Source organism: Pseudomonas sp. AOB-7 (genome assembly GCF_003696305.1).
In the GTDB taxonomy this organism is placed as follows: Bacteria; Pseudomonadota; Gammaproteobacteria; order Pseudomonadales; family Pseudomonadaceae; genus Aquipseudomonas.
The window spans coordinates 103,872-124,713 of record NZ_RFFK01000009.1; the positions used below are offsets into that span (position 1 = coordinate 103,872).

Consider the following 20,842-nt stretch of genomic DNA (forward strand, 5'->3'; position numbering starts at 1 on the left):
CGCACTGTAAATAATTCTGCAAGGCCAGCGAAGTGGCCAAATCCTGTGCGCCACACTAAACCAGAGGGCTGCACCTTTTCAATATTTTTGACAAAGGCCAGGAAAACCCCCTTGTCATGTTCGTTTTATTAAACATAGACTGCCGCCACGCGCACCCTCCTCACCTCGCGCTTCGGTAGCTGACATGACAATAGACAACACCCGGCTCGACGATTTCTGGATGCCCTTTACCGCCAATCGCCAGTTCAAGGCCAAGCCGCGCCTGCTGGAAAGCGCCGAGGGCATGTACTTCACCGCCAGCGACGGGCGCCAGGTTCTGGACGGCACCGCCGGGCTGTGGTGCTGCAACGCCGGCCATGGCCGGCGCGAGATCACCGAGGCGGTGAGCCGGCAGATCGCCAAGCTGGATTTCGCCCCGACCTTCCAGATGGGCCACCCGCTGCCGTTCGAGCTGGCCAGCCGCCTGGCGGCGATCGCCCCGGCCGGGCTGAACAAGGTGTTCTTCACCAACTCCGGCTCCGAGTCGGCCGACACCGCGCTGAAAATCGCCCTGGCCTACCAGCGCGCCATCGGCCAGAGCAGCCGCACCCGCCTGATCGGCCGCGAGCTGGGCTATCACGGCGTCGGCTTCGGCGGCATCTCGGTCGGCGGCATGGTCAACAACCGCCGCGCCTTCCCCCTGCAGCTGCCGGGCGTCGACCACCTGCCGCACACCCTGGACCTCGCCCGCAACGCCTTCAGCCGCGGCCTGCCCGAGTTCGGCGTGGACAAGGCCGAGGAGCTGGAGCGCCTGGTGACCCTGCACGGCGCGGAGAACATCGCCGCGGTGATAGTCGAGCCGATGTCCGGCTCGGCCGGCGTGGTGCTGCCGCCGGTGGGCTACCTGCAGCGCCTGCGCGAGATCACCCGCAAGCACGGCATCCTGCTGATCTTCGACGAGGTGATCACCGGTTTCGGCCGCGTCGGCCAGGCCTTCGCCGCGCAGCGCTGGGGCGTCACCCCGGACATCATCACCTGCGCCAAGGGCCTGACCAACGGCGCCATCCCCATGGGCGCGGTGCTGGTCGATGAAAAAATCCATGACGCCTTCATGCAGGGCCCGGACGGCATCGAGCTGTTCCACGGCTACACCTACTCCGGCCATCCGGTGGCCTGCGCCGCCGCCCTGGCGACCCTGGAGATCTACCAGAACGAGCGTCTGTTCGAACAGGCCATCGAGCTGGAAGGCTACTGGCAGGACGGCCTGCACAGCCTGCGCGAGCTGCCCAACGTCATCGACATCCGCGCCGTCGGCCTGGTCGGCGGCGTGCAGCTGGCGCCGAGCGAGGCCGGTGCCGGCAAGCGCGGCTACCAGGTGTTCGAGCGCTGCTACCAGGACGACCTGCTGGTGCGGGTGACCGGCGACACCATCGCCCTGTCGCCGCCGCTGATCGTCGAGAAGGCGCATATCGACAGCCTGGTGGAGAAGCTCGCCGACGCCATCCGCCAGGCCGCCCACTGACCCCCACCCACGGAAAGCAGAAGATGAAAATCGAGCAGATCCTCGACTTCGCCCAGGCCGCCACCGCCGCCGAACACTACCGCCCGGCGCCGGAGAAAGTGCTCAAGGGCGACCCCGAGCAGAGCGTGCGCAACCACTACGCCAGCCCCTGCGGCCAGTTCAACGCCGGCATCTGGGAGGGCGCGGTGGGCCAGTGGACGGTGAACTACACCGAGCACGAATACTGCGAGATTCTCCAGGGCGTGTCGGTACTGCGCGACGCCGAGGGCAACGCCAAGACCGTGCGCGCCGGCGACCGCTTCGTCATTCCCGCCGGCTTCTCCGGCACCTGGGAAGTGCTGGAAACCTGCCGCAAGGTCTACGTGATCTTCGAGCAGGCCAAGTAAGGATTCCTGTTGCTTGTCACCCTTTGGCCCGCCTCGTGCGGGCTTTTTTATCCGTGGAGAAAATGCCCCGGATCGTGCGAGGGGCTTTAGCCGCGATGCTTGCGGAGCCGAGGGACCTGCAGCCGGATGCAATCCGGGAACGCCCCCGCGCCAGGCACCGGGCCTGGGGAAGCGCTGCAATAGCCGTCATTCCCGCGCAGGCGGGACAGCAGCTTTATCGCTGAACAGCGCTTGCGCTGGCCCGAAGGGGAATAACCCAGAACCTGCAGTCCCTGGGCTCCCGCCTGCGCGGGAGTGACGATAAATGGCTTTTTCAGAACTTCCCCAGGGGTTGCGGGAGCCCCAAACAAGAAGACCCGCTTGCGCGGGTCTTGGGTACAGCATCCGGACGGCGTGGAAACGTCAGGCCAGCTCGTCGAAGCACTCGGCGATGATCGCCAGGCCCTTGTCCAGCTGGGCGTCCGGCGCGGTCACCGGCACCAGCACGCGCAGCACGTTGCCGTAGGTGCCGCAGGACAGCAGGATCAGGCCCTTCTCGCGGGCCTTGGCGACCACCTGCCCGGTCAGCGCGGCGTTCGGCTTGGCGAGGTCGCCGTTCTCGAACAGCTCGACGGCGATCATCGAACCCAGCGCGCGCACGTCGCCGATGGCCTTGTGCTTGGCGGCGATGGCCTTGAGTCCGGTGACCAGGCGTTCGCCGACCGCCTTGGAGCGATCCAGCAGCTTCTCCTCCTCGAACACCTCCATCACCGCCAGGGCCGCGGCGCAGGCGATCGGGCTGCCGGCATAGGTGCCGCCCAGGCCGCCCGGGGCGATGGCGTCCATGTACTCGGCCTTGCCGCACACCCCAGCCAGCGGGAAGCCGCCGGCGATGGACTTGGCGAAGGTGGTCAGGTCGGCGGCCACGCCCATCTGCTCCATGGCGAAGAAGGTGCCGGTACGCCCGGCGCCGGTCTGCACCTCGTCGGCGATCAAGAGGATGCCGTGCTGATCACAAAGGGCCCTGAGGCGCTGCATAAATTCCTTCGGCGCGACGTAGAAACCGCCCTCGCCCTGCACCGGCTCGATGATGATCGCGGCGATGTCGCGCGGCTCGGCATCGTTCTTGAAGACGCGCTCGATGCTGGCCATGGCGTCGTCGACACTGACGCCGTGCAGCGCGCAGGGATACTGGGCGCGGAACACGCCGCCGGGCATCAGGCCCATGCCGGCTGAGTAGGGGTTGACCTTGCCGGTCAGGCTCAGGGTCATCATGGTGCGGCCGTGGTAGCCACCGGTGAAGGCGATCACCCCGGCGCGGCCAGTGGCGGCGCGGGCGATCTTCACCGCGTTCTCCACCGCCTCGGAGCCGGTGGTGACCAGCAGGGTCTTCTTGGCGAAGTCGCCCGGCACCCGCGCGGCGACCTTCTCCGCCACTTCCACGTAGGGTTCGTAGGCCAGCACCTGGAAGCAGGTGTGGGTCAGCTTGGTCAGCTGCTCCTGCACCGCGGCGATGATCTTCGGGTGCAGGTGACCGGTGTTGAGCACGGCGATGCCGCCGGCGAAGTCGATGAATTCGCGACCCTCGACGTCGGTCACGGTGGCGTTTTCCGCCTTGGCGGCGAAGATCGGGTGGATCTGCCCCACGCCACGCGGAACGGCGGCGGTGCGGCGTTGCATAAGGGATTCGTTGGTCTTGCTCATGGTGTCCTCATGGCCGTCATCGCGGCGCAGGTGAAGGATGAAACGCCCCCGGGTTGGCCAGGGCAGCATGCGATGATCGACTGCCGCGGCCGCGGGGGCTCGGTGAATTCGGGCCCGTTACAGCCTAGAGCAAAGCGCTAGGCGCGTAGCGAGCGATGGCCGGGCCAGACGGCGGAACCGGGAAAGTGCAGTTGGCCGTGGCCAACGAGCATTTTCCCGGTTCCGCCGTCTGGCCCGGCCGAGCGCAGCAGCGATTAGATGCCGCCCAGGCACATATATTTGATCTCGAGGTAATCCTCGATCCCGTACTTGGAGCCTTCGCGGCCCAGTCCCGAGGCCTTGACCCCGCCGAACGGCGCCACTTCGTTGGAGATCAGCCCGGTGTTGATGCCGACCATGCCGTACTCCAGCGCCTCGGCCACGCGGAACACGCGGCCCAGGTCGCGGGCATAGAAGTAGGAGGCCAGGCCGAACTCGGTATCGTTGGCCATGGCGATCACCTCGACCTCGTCCTTGAAGCGGAACAGCGGCGCCAGCGGGCCGAAGGTCTCTTCCTTGGCCACCGCGGCGGTCTTCGGCACGTCGAGCAGGATGGTCGGCTCGAAGAAGGTGCCACCGAGTGCGTGCGGCTTGCCGCCCAGGGCCAGCTTGGCGCCTTTGCCTACGGCGTCCTCGATGTGTTCCTGCACCTTGGCCACGGCCTTGCCGTCGATCAGCGGGCCGGTGGTGGTGCCGTCTTCCAGACCGTTGCCGATCTTCAGTTTGCCCACGGCGGTGATCAGCTTCTCGGCGAAGGCATCGTAGACGCCGTCCTGCACATAGATGCGGTTGGCGCAGACGCAGGTCTGGCCGTTGTTGCGGTACTTGGAGATCAGCGCGCCTTCCACCGCGGCGTCCAGGTCGGCGTCGTCGAAGACGATGAACGGCGCGTTGCCGCCCAGCTCCAGCGACACCTTCTTGATGTCCTGGGCGCATTCGGCCATCAGCTGGCGACCGATCTCGGTCGAGCCGGTGAAGGAGAGCTTGCGCACGATGGGGTTGCTGGTCAGCTCGCCACCCACTTCGCCGGCGCTGCCGGTGACCACGCTGAGCACACCTTTCGGGATGCCGGCGCGCTCGGCCAGCTCGACCAGGGCCAGGGCGGAGAACGGCGTCTGCGAGGCCGGCTTGATCACCATGGTGCAGCCGGCGGCCAGGGCCGGGCCGGCCTTGCGGGTGATCATCGCGGCGGGGAAGTTCCACGGGGTGATGGCCGCGGTGACGCCGATCGGCTGCTTGATCACGATCAGGCGCTTGTCCGGCTGGTGGCCGGGGATCACATCGCCGTAGACACGCTTGGCTTCCTCGGCGAACCACTCGATAAAGGAGGCGGCATAGGCGATCTCGCCCTTGGCCTCGGCCAGCGGCTTGCCCTGCTCCAGGGTCATCAGGCGACCGAGGTCATCCTGGTTCTCCATCAGCAACTCGAACCAGCGGCGCAGCTTGTTCGCCCGCTCCTTGGCGGTCAGCGCGCGCCAGGCCGGCAGCGCCTTCTCGGCGGCCTCGACGGCGCGACGGGTCTCGGCGCGGCCCATCTTCGGCACGTGGCCGATGATCTCGCCGGTGGCAGGGTTGTTCACCGCGATGGTCTGGCCGCTGTCGGCGTCCAGCCACTGGCCGTCGATATAGGCCTGCTGGCGGAACAGCTGGGTGTCTTTCAGTTGCATGGCAGTCTCCTTCAGTCCCGACACCCAGGCGTCGGCGTGTGCTCGTTGGAGTCGTGGGCAAGGCCCGGAAAGCGCCGCAGGCGCCTGTCGCAAGGATTCAGAGCCGCCGCCAGGCCGGTTGTTCCGGATAAGCCAGCAGCCCGTTTGAAATCTCAAACGAATCCTAGGGTCGAAGGGGGTAAAGGGCAAGAGCCTGTTCGAAAAAATTAACGAAATATTCAACGCCATGATGCGCCGGCACAGGCACCGACGGCTTCTGCACCTGCGTTCGATATCGCGAACGGGGCGGGCATGGACGCCCAAGGCCGAGATGCGTATGATTGCGCCCCGCAACGCATCCGTAGCTCAGCTGGATAGAGTACTGCCCTCCGAAGGCAGGGGTCGTGGGTTCGAATCCCGCCGGATGCGCCAGATACCAAAGGCCCCAGGTGCAAACCTGGGGCCTTTTCTTTTGTTCGGGCGGCGGCTCCACAGGGGCTCAGATCACTCCCAGGGTCAGCGCCTTCAGCGTCGCGGCGGCGCGGGTCGAGCACTGCAGCTTGCGGAACAGGCTCTCGACGTGGGTGCGCACCGTGCTCGGGCTGATGCCCAGGTCGCGCGCCACTTCCTTGTTGCTCGCCCCGGCGCTGATGCGCCGCAGAATTTGCGTCTCGCGTTCGCTCAAGAGGCCGTTGCCCGCCCTGGCAGCCATTGGCCGTTGCTCGCCACGCGCCGCGGCGATCACCGCCTGGCAGGCAAGCGGGTCGAAGCGGCCCCGCTGCGCCTCGTCCTGCAACAACCGCGCGGCCTGTTCCTCGCTGAACGCCGGGCGCCAGGGGCGTGCGCCACGCAGCGCCTGCCAGGCCAGGCTGGCGGCCAGCAGGCGGTGCTCGGCCTGCAGGGCATCGCCGGCGAGGGCGCGAAAATAGCCGCTGCCATCGAGCCGCTCGTAGGCATGCGCGGCCAACTGGCCCGCTTCGCCCAGGCCGCCAGTCTGGGCGCAGGCGCGCTGGGTCCAGTAGGGCACCAGGCGTACCTGCTCCAGGTCACCGGCGAGCAGCGGCCCCGGCAGGTTCCAGATGCGGTTGGCCACCGAGGCGCGGCCGATGCCGTGGAGCAGCGCCGCCCGGCCCAGGCGCTCGACGCCCGCCTCCGCCAGCCCCCAGAGCCGCGCCGCCGCACGCGCCAGTTCGGCGGCCTGGCGCGAGTAGCCGGCCAGCCAGGGCAACTTGAGGTCGATCACGTCGCCCACCAGGGTCAGCGAGACCTGCGGCCCGCTGTCGGGCGCCACGGCCTCGGGCTCGCGCAGCGCCTCAAGCCAGTCCCGCGCATGACGCGTGAGTTCGCCGGCCAGCGCGGCCGGGTAGAGGCGATCACCCTGGCCGTCGATCCACTCAAGCGCGGCGTCCAGTCCGTGCACGCGGGAGAGGATCTCCAGGTCGCCGGCCAACACCACCTGATAGACCACCTCCGGCACCTCGGGATGGCGCAAGCCGGCGGGGCGGCCCTGGCCGTCGAACTGTTCGAACACGTGGCGCAGGCCCTGCTCCACGGCCGTGTCGAGGCCGAGGGTGCGGGCGATATCGCCGGCGACCTCGCAGTGCACCTGGGCCAGCGGCGTGGTGCGCAGCATGGCGCGTTGCCCCGCCGCATCCAGGGTTTGCGCGAGCATGGCGCGGCGCCCGCCAACGTCGTCGCCGAGCAAATGCATGAAGCCCTCGGCGTTGGCCGTGCAGCCCGACCAGCGCAGCAATGCCACCTGGCGGGCGGCATCCGCCTGCGCCCGATCGCCACCGCAGGCCTGCACCAGCCATTGCGCCAGGCGTGCGGTGCGGCGCGACTGGTCGATGGGCTGGCCCATGCTCAGATCGCCGACCATGGCCAGCGCCAGCATGGCGTCCTGCAGCGCGACGCCCTCAGTCTCCTGCATCTTGGTTCCCCACTCCCGCTCTGCTCATTTTCGCGCCGCCCTCGGATAAACGACCGATACCGGGGCCGACGAGCCCGCCCGACACTGGCGTCTCCCACTACTCAGGAGAATCCGCCATGCACCTACCCAAGCCCCTCGCCCTGGCCCTGGCCCTATCCGCCACGCTGCTGAGCGCCGCCAGCCAGGCCGCCACCGCCCAGCCCGCGGTGGTCATCGTCCACGGCGCCTTCGCCGACGGCTCCGACTGGGCCAAGGTCGTGCCGCTGCTGCAGAACCGGGGGATCGCCGTCACCGTGGTGCAGAACCCGCTGACCTCGCTGGCCGACGACGTCGCCGCCACCCAACGCGTGCTGAACAATCAGGACGGCGACGTGGTGCTGGTCGGCCACTCCTGGGGCGGCACGGTAATCAGCCAGGCCGGCACCGACGACAAGGTGCGCGGGCTGGTCTACGTCGCCGCCTTCGCACCCAATCCCGGCCAGTCCAGCGGAGAGCTCTATGGTGGCTATCCCACCGCGCCGGGTTCCAGCCAGATCGCCGCCGACAAGAACGGCTATCTGTACCTGACCGCGCAGGGCATGGCCAACGATTTCGCCCAGGATCTGCCACGCGAACAGACCGCGGTGATGAGCGCCACCCAGGGCCCGATCCGCGCCGCCGCCTTCGAGGAGCGCACCAGCGTCGCCGCCTGGCAGCAGAAGCCGTCCTGGTACATCGTCGCCAGCGACGACCGCATGATCGTGCCGCAGATGCAGCGCGACTTCGCCAAAAAGATCGGCGCTCAGACCACCGAGCTCGCCGCCAGCCACGTACCGCAGCAATCGCGCCCCGAGGACGTGGCCAAGGTGATACTCCAGGCGGTGCAGGAGAGCCAGGCGCGAGCCGGCAAGTAACACCTGCCGCAACGGGCAGGACGCGCGCCAGCGATGGCGCGCGCCTTGCCCATGCCTGGGGGCGACTAGCCTCCGCGCAGCGGCGTATCTCGATCAGGCCGGCGCGCTGGCCAGCATCGAGGGACGTTGGGCAAAGGCCTGCTGGAACCGGCTCAGCGCCGGATGCGCGGCGCGCCAGTCGAGATCGGCGAAACGGAAATCCAGATAGCCCAGGGCGCAGGCCACGCCGATCTGCGCCAGATCGACGGGGCCCTGCAGCCGGTCGGCCTGGCGCTCCAGCTCGGCCAGGGCGCGCTGCACCTTGCCCAGTTGCCCCTCCAGCCAGGCCTGCGACTGCTGCTCGGCTTGGCGCACGGCCTTTTCGTAACGCGCCAGCAGCGCGGCGTCCATCAGCCCGTCGGCCAGCGCCGCCAGGCGCAGCACTGGCCAGCGCGTATCGTCCTGCGGCAGCAGCCGGGCGCCGCCGTGCAGGGTGTCGAGGTACTCGCAGATCACCCGGCTGTCGTACAACGCCTCGCCGTCGTCGCTCAGCAGCACCGGGATCTTGCCCAGCGGGTTGAGCGCGTTGACCCGCTCGTTGAGGGTGGTCGGCAGCACGGCGGTGTCGAGCAGCTCGATGCGCGCCAGCAGCCCGGTCTCGAAGGCCAGCACGCGAACCTTGCGGGCGAAGGGGGAGGCGGCGGCATAGATCAGTTGCATGTTTCTACTCTCCTCATGGGACTCGGCACATCTGACGGCGAGCTCTAGCCGGAACCAGGCACCTGCTCGGGCAACGATTGGCCCTGCACCGGCGCCATTTCCAGGCGATCGCGGCCGCGCTGCTTGGCGCGGTAGAGCAGCTTGTCCACCGCGTTGAGGAAGTCCACCGCGCGGTCCTGGGCCTCGGGCACCGTGGTGCCGACGCCGAGGCTGATGGTCAGCAGCGGCGCCACCGTGGATTTCTCGTGGGGGATGCGCCGCTGGCGCACCAGCTGGCGGCAGCGTTCGGCGATATGACGGGCGGCGGCGGCGTCGGTTTCCGGCAGCACCAGGACGAATTCCTCGCCGCCGAAACGCCCGACGAAATCCCGCGGCCGGCTGGCGGCGCCGCTCAGCGCCTGGCCGACGCTCTTCAGGCAGTCGTCGCCCTGGATATGCCCGTAGTGGTCGTTGTACTGCTTGAAGTGGTCGATATCCAGCAGGATCAGCGACAGCGGCTGGCGGGTACGCTGGGCATTGGCCCATTCGCTGGCCAGCACCGAGTCGAACATGCGCCGGTTGGCCACGCCGGTCAGGCCGTCCTTGTAGGAGAGCTCTTCGAGCTGCTGCTGCAGGCTGAGCAGCTGCTGCTCGGTCTGCTTGCGCTCGCTGATGTCGAACATGAAGCCGATCAGCGAATCCACCTCGCCCTTGTCGTCGCGCACCACGTGCACCACGTCGCGGATCCACACGTAATCGCCTGCGGCGGTCAGCGCACGGTAGTCGGCCTCGTGGTCGACGCCGTTCTGCGACTGCGACACGCAGAAGGCCACCACCTGCTCGCGGTCCTCCGGGTGCATGCGCGCCGCCCAGTCCTCGGCGCTGACCCAGCTGGACTGCGCCCAGCCCAGCAGGCTTTCGATCTGCGGGCCGATGTAGGCGAAGGTCATGGTCTTCCAGTCGATCTTCCAGGGGATCGCCTTGGTCGATTCGAGCAGGGCCTTGTAGACCGCACTGTCGGTCTCGATGGCTTGGTTCACGGGCAATCCTCCAGCGGCGGATACGGCTGCCCGTTCCTTATACACCAGGCGACGTTACTCACGACAAGCGCCAGGGTCCAGCCGCTGCGCCAGGTCGCGCAGAACCGAGCTAGCCCCACCCCTCCAGGCGCATGGTGGCGCGCACCAGGCGCTGCTCTTCCTGCTCGATCTCCTGCAGGTTGTCGCGGATGCTGTGGATATGGTCGCGCGCGGCGCGCTGCGCCTGTTCCGGCAGGCGCTCGATCACCGCGTGATACAGCCGCGAGTGCTGGCGGTCGATCTGCCGTTTCTGCGCCGGGCGGTGGTAGAGGTTGTTCACCGAGGCGAACACCGTGCTGAGCATCAGGTCGGTCAACGACTGCAGGGTGTGCACCAGCACCGGGTTGTGCGAGGCCTCGCAGATGGCCAGGTGGAAGGCGTGGTCGAGGCGCGCGTGCTCGCGCGGATCGACCGGGCTGTCCTGGGTATGGGCGGCGAGCATTTCCTCGTAACGCCGGGTCAGCAACACGAAATCCGCCTCGGTGCCGCGCAGCGCCGCCAGGCGCGCCGACTCGCCCTCGAGCAGGCCGCGCACTTCCAGCAGATCGTAGAGGGTGCGCGGCTGCGAGTTGAACAGGTGCATCAGCGGGCTGGCGTCGCGCTCGCCGCTGAGCTTGGCCACCCGCGAGTCGCGGCCCTGGGCGGTGTCGATGATGCCGCGCCCGCGCAGCACCTTGAGCCCCTCGCGCAGCGCCGAACGGGAGATGCCCAGCTTCTCGCACAGGCGCCGCTCCGACGGCAGCGGCTGGCCCACCTTGAGCACGCCGTCGACGATCAGCCGCTCGATGCGCTCGGCCACCACGTCGCTGACCTGGCGCCGCGCCGCGCCCTGTTGCCCGTCCATTCGCCACCTCCACCACACTGGTCGTACCAATTTCTAAGGGCCACCTTAGATCGCGCGCCCGCCCAGAGGCAAGCCGCGATGGATAAGACCTTAGGCCAATCCAGGGCAAAGGCCTGGCGCAAGAAACTGGTCCTACCAGCGCCCAAGAAGATGGACGCAGGGACAAGGCCGACCTAAACATGCGGCCCATGGTCGCAGCCTGACCCTTGATAACAATTACGTTCCCGAATCGAGCCTGCCATGAGCATTCTGTACGACGAGCGCATCGACGGCGCGCTGCCCAAGGTCGACAAGGCCGCCCTGCTGGCGGAATTGCGCCAGCGCCTGCCCGACCTCGACATCCTGCACACCACCGAAGACCTCACGCCCTACGAGTGCGACGGCCTGTCCGCCTACCGCACCACGCCCATGCTGGTGGTGCTGCCCGAACGCATCGAGCAGGTGCAGCAGCTGCTGCAGCTCTGCCACGCCCGCGGCGTGCCGGTGGTGGCACGCGGCGCCGGCACCGGCCTGTCCGGCGGCGCGCTGCCGCTGGAGCAGGGCATCCTGCTGGTGATGGCGCGCTTCAACCAGATTCTCGAGATCAACCGCGAAGGCCGCTTCGCCCGCGTGCAGCCGGGCGTGCGTAACCTGGCGATCTCCCAGGCGGCGGCGCCCTTCGATCTGTACTACGCGCCGGACCCCTCGTCGCAGATCGCCTGCTCCATCGGCGGCAACGTCGCCGAGAACGCCGGCGGCGTGCACTGCCTGAAGTACGGCCTGACCGTGCACAACCTGCTCAAGGTCGAGATTCTCACCGTCGAGGGCGAGTTCATGACCCTCGGCAGCGACGCCCTGGACGCCCCCGGTTTCGACCTGCTGGCGCTGTTCACCGGCTCCGAGGGCATGCTCGGCATCGTCACCGAAGTCACCGTCAAGCTGCTGCCCAAGCCGCAGGTGGCCAAGGTGCTGCTGGCGGCCTTCGACTCGGTGGAAAAGGCCGGCCGCGCAGTGGGCGACATCATCGCCGCCGGCATCATTCCCGGCGGCCTGGAGATGATGGACAACCTGGCGATCCGCGCCGCGGAAGACTTTATCCACGCCGGCTACCCGGTGGAGGCCGAGGCCATCCTGCTGTGCGAGCTGGATGGCGTCGAAGCCGACGTGGCCGACGACTGCGAGCGGGTGCGCGCGGTGCTGACGAAGGCCGGCGCCACCGAAGTGCGCCAGGCCCGCGACGAGGCCGAGCGGGTGAAGTTCTGGGCCGGGCGCAAGAACGCCTTCCCCGCGGTCGGGCGCATCTCGCCGGACTACTACTGCATGGACGGCACCATCCCGCGCCGCGAGCTGCCCGGGGTGCTGCGCGGCATCGCCGAACTGTCCGAAGAGTACGGCCTGCGCGTGGCCAACGTGTTCCACGCCGGCGACGGCAACATGCACCCCCTGATCCTCTTCGATGCCAACGTGCCCGGCGAGCTGGAGCGGGCCGAGGCCATCGGCGGCAAGATCCTCGAACTCTGCGTCAAGGTCGGCGGCAGCATCACCGGTGAGCACGGTGTCGGCCGCGAGAAGATCAACCAGATGTGCGCGCAGTTCAACAGCGACGAAATCACCCTGTTCCATGCGGTGAAGGCGGCGTTCGACCCGGCCGGCCTGCTCAACCCGGGCAAGAACATTCCCACCCTGCACCGCTGCGCCGAGTTCGGCGCCATGCACGTGCACCACGGCCAACTGCCCTTCCCGGAACTGGAGCGTTTCTGATGTCGCATGATTTCGACGCCAGCGCCGCGCTGCTGGAACAGGTCAACCACGCGCTGAACAGCGCCACCGTGCTGCGCATCCAGGGCAGCGCCAGCAAGGCCCATCTCGGCCGCGCCACCGCCGGCGAGGTGCTGGATACCCGCAGCCATCGCGGCATCGTCAGCTACGACCCGACCGAGCTGGTGCTCACCGCCCGCGCCGGCACCCCGCTCGCCGAGATCGAGGCGGCGCTGGAGGCCAACAACCAGATGCTGCCGTGCGAACCGCCGCACCTGGGCGATGGCGCCACCCTGGGCGGCATGGTCGCCGCCGGGCTGTCCGGCCCGCGCCGGCCCTGGGCCGGTTCGGTGCGCGACCAGGTGCTCGGCACCCGGGTGATCACCGGTCAGGGCAAGCTGCTGCGCTTCGGCGGCGAGGTGATGAAGAACGTCGCCGGCTACGACCTGTCGCGCCTGCTGGCCGGCAGCTTCGGCTGCCTCGGCCTGCTCACCGAGGTGTCGCTCAAGGTGCTGCCCAAGCCGCGCCAGGCGCTCAGCCTGCGCCTGGAAGTGGACGCCCTGCACGCGCTGAACAAGCTCGCCGAATGGGGCCAGCAGCCGCTGCCGATCAGCGCCGCCAGCCACGACGGTGCGGCGCTGCACCTGCGCCTGGAAGGCGGCGAGGGCTCGGTGCAGGCTGCGCGCCAGCGCCTCGGCGGCGAGGAAATCGACAACGGCTACTGGCAGCAGCTGCGCGAACAGCGCCTGCCGTTCTTCGCCGGCGAAGGCACCCTGTGGCGCCTGTCGCTGCCGGCCAACAGCGGCCTGCTCGACCTGCCCGGGCGCCAGCTGATCGACTGGGGCGGCGCCCAGCGCTGGCTCAAGTCCGACGCCGATGGCGCGCTGATCCAGCGCGTGCTGGCCAAGCTCGGCGGCCACGCCACCTGCTTCGCCGCAGGAGCCGAACAACCCTTCCAGCCGCTGGCCGCGCCGCTGCTGCGCTACCAGCGTCAGCTCAAGCAACAGCTCGACCCCCAGGGCATCTTCAACCCTGGCCGCATGTACGCCGAGGTATAAGCCGTGCAGACCAACCTGAGTGAACAAGCCAAGCGTCTGCCGCGCGCCGAGGAAGCCGAGCGGGTGCTGCGCTCCTGCGTGCATTGCGGTTTCTGCAACGCCACCTGCCCGACCTACCAGCTGCTCGGCGACGAGCTGGACGGCCCGCGCGGGCGTATCTACCTGATCAAGCAGATGCTCGAAGGCGGCGAAGTGACCGCCAAGACCCAGCAGCATCTGGACCGCTGCCTGACCTGCCGCAACTGCGAAACCACCTGCCCGTCCGGCGTGCAGTACCACAACCTGCTGGATATCGGCCGCGAACTGGTCGAACAGGCGGTGCCGCGCCCGCTGAGCGAGCGCCTGCTGCGCCAGGGCCTGCGCGCCGTGGTGCCGCGCCCGACGCTGTTCAAGGCGCTGACCCAGACCGGCCTGGCCCTGCGCCCGCTGCTGCCGACCACGCTCAAGGCCAAGCTGCCACGCCAGATTCGCCCGGCCAAGCCACGGCCGACCGTGCAGCATGCGCGCCGCGTACTGATGCTCGAAGGCTGCGTGCAACCGGGGCTGTCGCCCAACACCAACGCCGCCACCGCGCGCGTGCTCGATCGCCTCGGCATCAGCGTCACGCCGATCCGCGAGGCCGGCTGCTGCGGCGCCGTGGACTACCACCTCAACGCCCAGGAGGCGGGCCTGCAGCGCGCGCGGCAGAACATCGACGCCTGGTGGCCGGCCATCGAAGCCGGCGCCGAAGCCATAGTACAGACCGCCAGCGGCTGCGGCGCCTTCGTCAAGGACTACGGCCATCTGCTCGCCGGCGATCCGGCCTATGCGACCAAGGCGGCGCGGGTCAGCGCCCTGGCCAAGGATCTGGTCGAGGTGCTGCAGGGCGAAGCACTGGAAAAGCTGCAGGTACGCGCGCAGCAGCGCCTGGCCTTCCACTGCCCCTGCACCCTGCAGCATGCGCAGAAGCTCGGCGGCGCCGTGGAAGGTGTGCTGAGCCGCCTCGGCTTCGGCCTCACCGCCGTGCCGGACGGCCACCTGTGCTGCGGCTCGGCCGGCACCTATTCGCTGACCCAGCCGGAGCTGTCGCGGCAGCTGCGCGACAACAAGCTCAACGCCCTGGAGAGCGGTCAGCCCGATGCCATCGTCACCGCCAATATAGGCTGCCAGACCCACCTGGACGGCGCCGGGCGCACGCCAGTGCGGCACTGGATCGAGCTGGTCGAAGAGGCCATGCACTGATCGCCGTAGCCCGGATGCAATCCGGGACAACGAACGCCGCAAATCCCGGATTGCCTCCGGGCTACGAAACCACGAATACGAGGTATGCCATGCAACACAAAGCCGTACTCAGCCAGAACGAAGTCGCCCTGATCATCCAGGCGGCCCGCAGCGAAGCGCAGCAACAGGGCTGGGCCGTGGCCATCGCCGTGGTCGACGACGGCGGCCACCCGCTGGCGCTGGAACGCCTCGACGGCTGCGCGCCGATCGGCGCCTACATCGCCACCGAAAAGGCGCGCAGCGCCGCCCTCGGCCGCCGCGAAACCAAGGGCTACGAGGACATGGTCAACGGCGGCCGCAGCGCCTTCCTCAGCGCACCGCTGATCACCTCGCTGGAAGGCGGCGTGCCGGTGCTGGTGGACGGCCAGGTAGTCGGCGCCGTCGGCGTGTCGGGGGTCAAGGCCGAACAGGACGCGCAGGTGGCCAAGGCGGGTATCGCGGCGCTGTAAGCCGCGCGCCGTTTCTTCCCGCCAGACGAATTTCACAGGCATCCCAGACAACCCGGATGCAGACAGGAGAACAGCAAAATGACCGAACGCGTGCAATGTCAGCGCCTGCAGGTGGCCGCCGAACTCAAGCAGTTCATCGAAAGCGAAGTGCTGCCCGGCAGCGGTATCGAAGCAGCGGCCTTCTGGAGCGGCTTCGACGCCCTGGTGCACGACCTGGCGCCGCGTAACCGCGCGCTGCTGGCCGAACGCGACCGCCTGCAGACCGAGCTGGATACCTGGCATCGCGCCAACCCCGGCCCGATCCGCGACATGGCCGCCTACCGCGCCTTCCTCGAGTCCATCGGCTACCTGCTGCCGCAGCCGGAGAAGGTCAAGGTCAGTACCGCCAAGGTCGACAGCGAGATCGCCAGCCAGGCCGGCCCGCAGCTGGTGGTGCCGGTGATGAACGCGCGCTACGCGCTGAATGCCGCCAACGCCCGCTGGGGCTCGCTGTACGACGCGCTGTACGGCACCGATGCGATCAGTGAAGCGGGTGGCGCCAGCAAGGGCCCGGGCTACAACGAAGTGCGCGGCGCCAAGGTGATCGCCTTCGCCCGCGCCTTCCTCGACCAGGCGGCGCCGCTGGCCAAGGGCTCGCACGCCGACGCCCGCGCCTATGCCGTGGTTGCCGGCCAGTTGCAGGTGACCCTCGGCAGCGGCGCGCAGAGCGCCCTGGCCCAGCCGGAGAAGTTCGTCGGCTACCAGGGCGAGGCGGCCACGCCGAGCGCCGTGCTGCTGAAGAATCACGGCCTGCATTTCGAGATCCAGATCGACGCCAGCAGCCCCATCGGCCGCAGCGACGCCGCCGGGGTCAAGGACGTGCTGATGGAAGCGGCGCTGTCGACCATCATGGACTGCGAGGACTCGGTGGCCGCCGTCGACGCCGCCGACAAGGTGCTGGTCTACCGCAACTGGCTGGGCCTGATGAAGGGCGACCTGGCCGAGGAGCTGGACAAGGGCGGCAAGCGCATCGTCCGTCGCCTCAACCCGGATCGGGTCTATACCGCCGCCGACGGCAGCGAGCTGTGCCTGCACGGCCGCTCGCTGCTGTTCGTGCGCAACGTCGGCCACCTGATGAGCAACCCGGCGATCCTCGATGGCGAAGGCCAGGAGATCCCCGAGGGCATTCTCGACGCGGTGGTCACCAGCCTGATCGCCCTGCACGACCTGCAGCGCCGCGGCAACTCGCGCAGCGGCAGCGTCTATATCGTCAAGCCGAAGATGCACGGCCCGTTCGAGGTGGCCTTCGCCAACGAGCTGTTCGGCCGCGTCGAGCAGTTGCTGGGCATGCCGGTCGATACCCTGAAGATGGGCATCATGGACGAGGAGCGGCGTACCAGCGTCAACCTCAAGGCCTGCATCGAAGCCGCCAGCGCACGGGTGGCCTTTATCAACACCGGCTTCCTCGACCGCACCGGCGACGAGATGCATACGGCGATGGAGGCCGGCGCCATGCTGCGCAAGGGCGACATGAAATCCAGCGCCTGGATCGCCGCCTACGAGCGCAACAACGTGCTGGTCGGCCTGGCCTGCGGGCTGCGCGGCAAGGCGCAGATCGGCAAGGGCATGTGGGCCATGCCGGACCTGATGGCGGCCATGCTCGAGCAGAAGATCGGCCACCCCAAGGCCGGCGCCAACACCGCCTGGGTGCCGTCGCCGACCGCCGCCGTGCTGCACGCCCTGCACTACCACCAGGTGGACGTGCAGGCGGTGCAACGCGAGCTGGAGCTGATCGACCTGGCCGAGCAGCGCGACGGCCTGCTGAACGACCTGCTCAGCGTGCCGGTCAGCGCCGAGCGGCCGTGGAGCGCCAGCGACATCCAGCAGGAACTGGACAACAACTGCCAGGGCATCCTCGGTTACGTGGTGCGCTGGGTCGAGCAGGGCGTCGGCTGCTCCAAGGTGCCGGATATCCACAACGTCGGCCTGATGGAAGACCGCGCCACCCTGCGCATCTCGGCTCAGCACATCGCCAACTGGCTACACCACGGCGTGGTCGGCGAAGCCCAGGTGCGCGAGGCGCTGCAGCGCATGGCCCAGGTGGTCGACGGGCAGAACGCCGGCGACGCCGCCTACCGGCCGATGGCGCCGAACTTCGACCGCTCCCACGCCTTCCGCGCCGCCTGCGACCTGGTGTTCAAGGGCCGCGAGCAGCCGTCCGGCTACACCGAGCCGCTGCTGCATGCCTGGCGCCTGCGCTTTAAAGAGGAGGTTTGAGCATCTCATCGATCATGTAGGAGCGGCGCCCCGCCGCGAAGCTGGAGAAAAGCTTCGCCCCCGGGGCGGGGCTCCTACACAAGCGGGTTAACAACCGTGGATGGCTCTTGACGCCTCCACGGAGCAGTAGCAAGCCCTGACGGCTCCTGGCCGTCGGGGCTTTCGAGCATGAGCGCGGCGGCGGGCGATCCCCCTCGCCGCAGCTCCCGGAAGGGTCGGTGCCGTGGCGCCCGGCCGTTCCAGATGCGTGGCGCCGGGTCATCCCCGGAAAACTGTGGTTCACAAGAAAAAGAAGGAACCAACCCATGAGTCAAACGCTGCTGTCCATCCTGGCATTCGTGCCGCTGGTGCTGGCGGGGGTACTGCTGATCGGCTTTCGCTGGCCGGCCAAGTACGCGATGCCGCTGGTGTTCGTCCTCACCGCCCTGATCGGCCTGACGGCCTGGGACATGTCCCTCAACCGGGTCGTCGCCTCCAGCCTGCAGGGGCTGATCCTCACCGCCTCGATCCTGTGGATCATCTTCGGCGCCATCCTGCTGCTCAACACCCTCAAGCATTCGGGGGGCATCAGCGCGATCCGCCGCGGCTTCTCCAACATCACCCCGGATCGCCGGGTGCAGGCGCTGATCGTCGCCTGGCTGTTCGGCTGCTTCATCGAGGGCGCCTCCGGCTTCGGCACCCCGGCCGCGGTGGCCGCGCCGCTGCTGGTGGCGCTGGGCTTCCCGGCGCTGGCCGCGGTGGTGCTGGGGATGATGGTGCAGTCCACCCCGGTGTCCTTCGGTGCAGTGGGTACGCCGATCCTGGTGGGCGTCGGCGCCGGCCTGGACAAGACCGGCATCAGCGCCCAGCTGGTGGCCAACGGCAGCGACTGGGAGACCTTCTTCCACCTGATCTACTCGCGGGTGGCGATCACCCACGGCCTGATCGGCCTGCTGATGCCGCTGGTCATGGTGATGATCATGACCCGCTTCTTCGGCAAGAATCAGAGCTGGAAGGAAGGCCTGGCGGTAGCGCCGTTCGCCATCTTCACCGCCTTCGCCTTCTCCCTGCCGTATATGGCCGCCGGGGTGTTCCTCGGCCCCGAGTTCCCGTCGATGATCGGCGCCCTGGTCGGCCTGGCCATTGTGGTGCCGGCGGCCAAGGCCGGCTTCCTGCTGCCCAAGGAGCAGTGGGACTTCGCCGACCCCAAGGACTGGCCGAGCGAGTGGATGGGCAAGATCGAGATGAAGCTGGACGACATCGCCGGCAAGACGCCGATCTCGGTGCCCATGGCCTGGGCGCCCTACCTGCTGCTGGCGGTGTTCCTGGTGATCTCGCGTACTTTCCCTGAAGTGAAGGCGGCCATGATGAGCCTGAGCTTCGGCTGGAAGGACATCCTCGGCGAGACCGGCGTGTCCGGCACCATCGAGCCGCTGTACCTGCCCGGCGGCATCCTGTGCATGGTGGTGCTGGCCACCTTCTTGCTCCATCGCATGCGTTTCGCCGAGCTCAGGGCGGCGGTGGGCGAATCGAGCAAGACCCTGCTCGGCGCCGGCTTCGTGCTGATCTTCACCATCCCCATGGTGCGCATCCTGATCAACTCGGGGGTCAATGGCAGCGACCTGATGTCGATGCCGGTGGCCATGGCGCAACTGGTGGCCGATAGCGTCGGCGGCGTCTATCCCTTCTTCGCCCCGGCCGTGGGCGCGCTGGGCGCCTTCATCGCCGGCTCCAACACGGTGTCGAACCTGATGCTGGCGCAGTTCCAGTTCAACACCGCTGGGCTGATCGGGGTATCCGGGGCGATGATGGTGGCGCTGCAGTCGGTGGGCGCGGCGGCCGGCAACATGATCGCCATCCACAACGTGGTGGCGGCCTCGGCCACCGTCGGCCTGCTCGGGCGCGAGGGCATCACCCTGCGCAAGACCATCCTGCCGACCCTCTACTACCTGCTGGCCGCCGGGTCCATCGCGCTGATCGCCATGTACCTCATGCTGATCAGCGACCCGCTGCATCTGGCCGGCTGAGACCCGACTTTGGTTGGCCCGCGCGGGGCGGCATTCGTCGCCCCGCCGCTTGGCGCCTGTCGGCAATTGCGGTAGCGTGCCTCGCGCAACTGAGATTCGCCTGAGGTTTATATGAAGAAGTGGCAATGCGTGGTCTGTGGACTGGTATACGACGAGAGCCAGGGCTGGCCTGACGAGGGCATCGCCGCCGGCACCCGCTGGGAAGACGTGCCGGAAGACTGGCTGTGCCCCGACTGCGGCGTCGGCAAGATGGATTTCGAGATGATCGAGATCGGCTGAGCGCGCTTCGTTTTCACCGCAACGGCGACCCTCGGGTCGCCGTTTTTATTGGCTCGGCGCTATTCGCCGCCGACGGCGAAGTTGGGCAGGCTGTCCACCGGCTGGCGGAAGCTGAAGGGAATCGACTCCACCGCTAGGCCGACGTTGCGCTGCACCACGAAGTGCAGGTGCGGGCCGGTGCTGTTGCCGGTGTTGCCGGAGCGCGCCAGCAGGCTGCCGGTCTCCACCCGCTGGCCCTCGCGCACGGCCACCGAGCCCTTCATCAGGTGCAGGTAGACGCCCATGGTGCCGTCGTCGTGGAGGATGCGCACGAAGTTGCCGGCCGGGTTGTTGCCGCGCCCGCTCTGCTGGTTCTCGGTCTTGACCACCACGCCGCCGCGCGCGGCGACGATCGGCGTGCCTTCGGGCATGGCGATGTCCATGGCGTAGCGGCCCTTGGGGGTGAAATGGCTGTACTTGCCGCCGGCGCCCTGGGTCAGGCGGAACGGGCCGCCGCGCCAGGGCAGCGGGTAGCGGTGGATGCTCGGTTGCAGGCGCGGGTCGCCGAGGGCATAGCGCAGCCTGGGCTTATAGCGCAGCGGCAGGCCGGCCTCGCGCGGCGCCAGGGTGGCCAGGCGGATCTTGCTGCGCGGCGGCAGCACCCAGCGGATCGGCTTGTCCGGCGCACCGACGGCGTTCTCCACCTGTTCCAGGCGCAGCTCGATCTCCACCGGGGCGTACAGGTCGTTGCGCACCAGCAGGGTCTCGCCGGCCTCGTGCTGCTGGGTCTCCAGCTTCACCTGGTTGTCCAGGCGCTCGACCATGCGGTCGCGGAACACGAACACCTGGGCGCCTGGCGCCGCCTGGTCGCTATAGGTCACCACGCCGTTCTGGTCGACGTACTTGTAGATGGTCAGGGCAGCGGCCTGGCCGCTGAGGACCAGCAGGCTGCAGAGGAAAATCAGACGCCCTAGCATAACGACTCGGGTCTTATGGCTTTTCGATATCTGGGTTAGCAAGGCTAGCAGCGCCTGCGCGGCCGTGCCAGGCGCCGAGCCTCAGGCTGTGAACCGGCTCACCGCCGTCGGTCGGCCGGGGGCGGGGCGTTTCGGGGCAAGCGCTGCATCTTTCCCCGGATC

The 20,842-nt window shown here is 68.4% G+C and carries 17 protein-coding genes and 1 tRNA gene; 11 read left to right on the top strand and 7 right to left on the bottom strand.

Annotated elements, in window-relative coordinates; translation table 11 throughout:
* The first annotated feature begins 184 nt into the window (after positions 1 to 184).
* Both EA796_RS17045 and EA796_RS17050 read left to right on the top strand, forming a co-directional pair.
* Positions 185 to 1,501 (top strand): aspartate aminotransferase family protein, encoded by a 1,317-nt coding sequence (locus EA796_RS17045; RefSeq protein WP_122109468.1) that lies wholly within the window; start codon positions 185 to 187, stop codon positions 1,499 to 1,501.
* A 23-nt stretch (positions 1,502 to 1,524) separates the two neighbouring features.
* A complete protein-coding gene (locus EA796_RS17050; RefSeq protein WP_122109469.1) occupies positions 1,525 to 1,887 on the top strand; it encodes a cupin domain-containing protein in 363 nt (120 codons plus the stop codon).
* Positions 1,888 to 2,289: 402 nt separating this feature from the next.
* Here the strand turns inward: EA796_RS17050 and gabT are convergent, their stop codons facing one another.
* Positions 2,290 to 3,570, bottom strand: a complete 1,281-nt coding sequence (gene gabT, locus EA796_RS17055; protein WP_122109470.1) for a 4-aminobutyrate--2-oxoglutarate transaminase — start codon at positions 3,568 to 3,570, stop codon at positions 2,290 to 2,292.
* Between the two features lie 254 nt (positions 3,571 to 3,824).
* A complete protein-coding gene (gabD, locus tag EA796_RS17060; protein ID WP_122109471.1) occupies positions 3,825 to 5,276 on the bottom strand; it encodes an NADP-dependent succinate-semialdehyde dehydrogenase in 1,452 nt (483 codons plus the stop codon).
* Between the two features lie 334 nt (positions 5,277 to 5,610).
* On the opposite strand from gabD, the gene EA796_RS17065 reads away from it, so the two are divergent.
* Positions 5,611 to 5,687: transfer RNA gene (locus EA796_RS17065), tRNA-Arg, on the top strand.
* 67 nt (positions 5,688 to 5,754) lie between these two features.
* Here the strand turns inward: EA796_RS17065 and EA796_RS17070 are convergent.
* Positions 5,755 to 7,185 (bottom strand): HD domain-containing phosphohydrolase, encoded by a 1,431-nt coding sequence (locus EA796_RS17070; protein WP_122109472.1) that lies wholly within the window; start codon positions 7,183 to 7,185, stop codon positions 5,755 to 5,757.
* Positions 7,186 to 7,301: 116 nt separating this feature from the next.
* Here EA796_RS17070 and EA796_RS17075 point away from each other — a divergent pair, with 116 nt between their 5' ends.
* Positions 7,302 to 8,078 (top strand): alpha/beta fold hydrolase, encoded by a 777-nt coding sequence (locus EA796_RS17075; RefSeq protein ID WP_122109473.1) that lies wholly within the window; start codon positions 7,302 to 7,304, stop codon positions 8,076 to 8,078.
* 93 nt (positions 8,079 to 8,171) lie between these two features.
* On the opposite strand, the gene EA796_RS17080 is transcribed toward EA796_RS17075, so the two are convergent.
* From EA796_RS17080 to glcC, 3 genes are all read right to left on the bottom strand, one after another.
* The gene (locus EA796_RS17080) at positions 8,172 to 8,777 is read right to left on the bottom strand and encodes a glutathione S-transferase (RefSeq protein WP_122109474.1); all 606 of its coding nucleotides are present in this window, start codon (positions 8,775 to 8,777) and stop codon (positions 8,172 to 8,174) included.
* A 44-nt stretch (positions 8,778 to 8,821) separates the two neighbouring features.
* Positions 8,822 to 9,796 (bottom strand): sensor domain-containing diguanylate cyclase, encoded by a 975-nt coding sequence (locus EA796_RS17085; protein ID WP_122109475.1) that lies wholly within the window; start codon positions 9,794 to 9,796, stop codon positions 8,822 to 8,824.
* A 109-nt stretch (positions 9,797 to 9,905) separates the two neighbouring features.
* Positions 9,906 to 10,679 (bottom strand): transcriptional regulator GlcC, encoded by a 774-nt coding sequence (glcC, locus tag EA796_RS17090; RefSeq protein ID WP_021443330.1) that lies wholly within the window; start codon positions 10,677 to 10,679, stop codon positions 9,906 to 9,908.
* A 240-nt stretch (positions 10,680 to 10,919) separates the two neighbouring features.
* Here glcC and glcD point away from each other — a divergent pair, with 240 nt between their 5' ends.
* The 7 genes from glcD (at position 10,920) to EA796_RS17125 (ending at position 19,724) form a co-directional block, all read left to right on the top strand.
* Complete coding sequence (gene glcD, locus EA796_RS17095) at positions 10,920 to 12,419, top strand: glycolate oxidase subunit GlcD (protein ID WP_122109476.1); 1,500 nt, start codon at positions 10,920 to 10,922, stop codon at positions 12,417 to 12,419.
* Positions 12,419 to 13,474 (top strand): glycolate oxidase subunit GlcE, encoded by a 1,056-nt coding sequence (gene glcE / locus EA796_RS17100; protein WP_122109477.1) that lies wholly within the window; start codon positions 12,419 to 12,421, stop codon positions 13,472 to 13,474. Before glcD ends, glcE begins: the two co-directional genes overlap by 1 nt.
* A 3-nt stretch (positions 13,475 to 13,477) precedes the next feature.
* A complete protein-coding gene (gene glcF, locus EA796_RS17105) occupies positions 13,478 to 14,695 on the top strand; it encodes a glycolate oxidase subunit GlcF (protein ID WP_122109478.1) in 1,218 nt (405 codons plus the stop codon).
* 89 nt (positions 14,696 to 14,784) lie between these two features.
* Positions 14,785 to 15,183, top strand: a complete 399-nt coding sequence (locus EA796_RS17110) for a heme-binding protein (protein ID WP_122109479.1) — start codon at positions 14,785 to 14,787, stop codon at positions 15,181 to 15,183.
* Positions 15,184 to 15,261: 78 nt separating this feature from the next.
* Positions 15,262 to 17,439 (top strand): malate synthase G, encoded by a 2,178-nt coding sequence (locus EA796_RS17115; protein ID WP_122109480.1) that lies wholly within the window; start codon positions 15,262 to 15,264, stop codon positions 17,437 to 17,439.
* Positions 17,440 to 17,744: 305 nt separating this feature from the next.
* Positions 17,745 to 19,445: an L-lactate permease gene (locus tag EA796_RS17120; protein ID WP_122109481.1), complete on the top strand. Its 1,701-nt coding sequence runs from the start codon at positions 17,745 to 17,747 to the stop codon at positions 19,443 to 19,445.
* 111 nt (positions 19,446 to 19,556) lie between these two features.
* Positions 19,557 to 19,724 (top strand): rubredoxin, encoded by a 168-nt coding sequence (locus tag EA796_RS17125; RefSeq protein ID WP_021442321.1) that lies wholly within the window; start codon positions 19,557 to 19,559, stop codon positions 19,722 to 19,724.
* A 59-nt stretch (positions 19,725 to 19,783) separates the two neighbouring features.
* Here EA796_RS17125 and EA796_RS17130 read toward each other — a convergent pair whose 3' ends face one another.
* Positions 19,784 to 20,680, bottom strand: coding sequence for a peptidoglycan DD-metalloendopeptidase family protein (locus EA796_RS17130; RefSeq protein ID WP_122109482.1), 897 nt, complete (start codon positions 20,678 to 20,680; stop codon positions 19,784 to 19,786).
* Between the last annotated feature and the right edge of the window lie 162 nt (positions 20,681 to 20,842).

Bases quoted from the DNA above. Each gene is read 5' to 3' on its own strand.
- glcC (WP_021443330.1), bottom strand. From the start codon at position 10,679: ATGGACGGGCAACAGGGCGCGGCGCGGCGCCAGGTCAGCGACGTGGTG.
- gabD (WP_122109471.1), bottom strand. From the start codon at position 5,276: ATGCAACTGAAAGACACCCAGCTGTTCCGCCAGCAGGCCTATATCGAC.
- EA796_RS17130 (WP_122109482.1), bottom strand. From the start codon at position 20,680: ATGCTAGGGCGTCTGATTTTCCTCTGCAGCCTGCTGGTCCTCAGCGGC.
- EA796_RS17070 (WP_122109472.1), bottom strand. From the start codon at position 7,185: ATGCAGGAGACTGAGGGCGTCGCGCTGCAGGACGCCATGCTGGCGCTG.
- EA796_RS17045 (WP_122109468.1), top strand. From the start codon at position 185: ATGACAATAGACAACACCCGGCTCGACGATTTCTGGATGCCCTTTACC.
- gabT (WP_122109470.1), bottom strand. From the start codon at position 3,570: ATGAGCAAGACCAACGAATCCCTTATGCAACGCCGCACCGCCGCCGTT.
- glcE (WP_122109477.1), top strand. From the start codon at position 12,419: ATGTCGCATGATTTCGACGCCAGCGCCGCGCTGCTGGAACAGGTCAAC.
- glcD (WP_122109476.1), top strand. From the start codon at position 10,920: ATGAGCATTCTGTACGACGAGCGCATCGACGGCGCGCTGCCCAAGGTC.
- EA796_RS17075 (WP_122109473.1), top strand. From the start codon at position 7,302: ATGCACCTACCCAAGCCCCTCGCCCTGGCCCTGGCCCTATCCGCCACG.
- EA796_RS17050 (WP_122109469.1), top strand. From the start codon at position 1,525: ATGAAAATCGAGCAGATCCTCGACTTCGCCCAGGCCGCCACCGCCGCC.
- EA796_RS17110 (WP_122109479.1), top strand. From the start codon at position 14,785: ATGCAACACAAAGCCGTACTCAGCCAGAACGAAGTCGCCCTGATCATC.
- EA796_RS17125 (WP_021442321.1), top strand. From the start codon at position 19,557: ATGAAGAAGTGGCAATGCGTGGTCTGTGGACTGGTATACGACGAGAGC.
- EA796_RS17080 (WP_122109474.1), bottom strand. From the start codon at position 8,777: ATGCAACTGATCTATGCCGCCGCCTCCCCCTTCGCCCGCAAGGTTCGC.
- EA796_RS17115 (WP_122109480.1), top strand. From the start codon at position 15,262: ATGACCGAACGCGTGCAATGTCAGCGCCTGCAGGTGGCCGCCGAACTC.
- EA796_RS17120 (WP_122109481.1), top strand. From the start codon at position 17,745: ATGAGTCAAACGCTGCTGTCCATCCTGGCATTCGTGCCGCTGGTGCTG.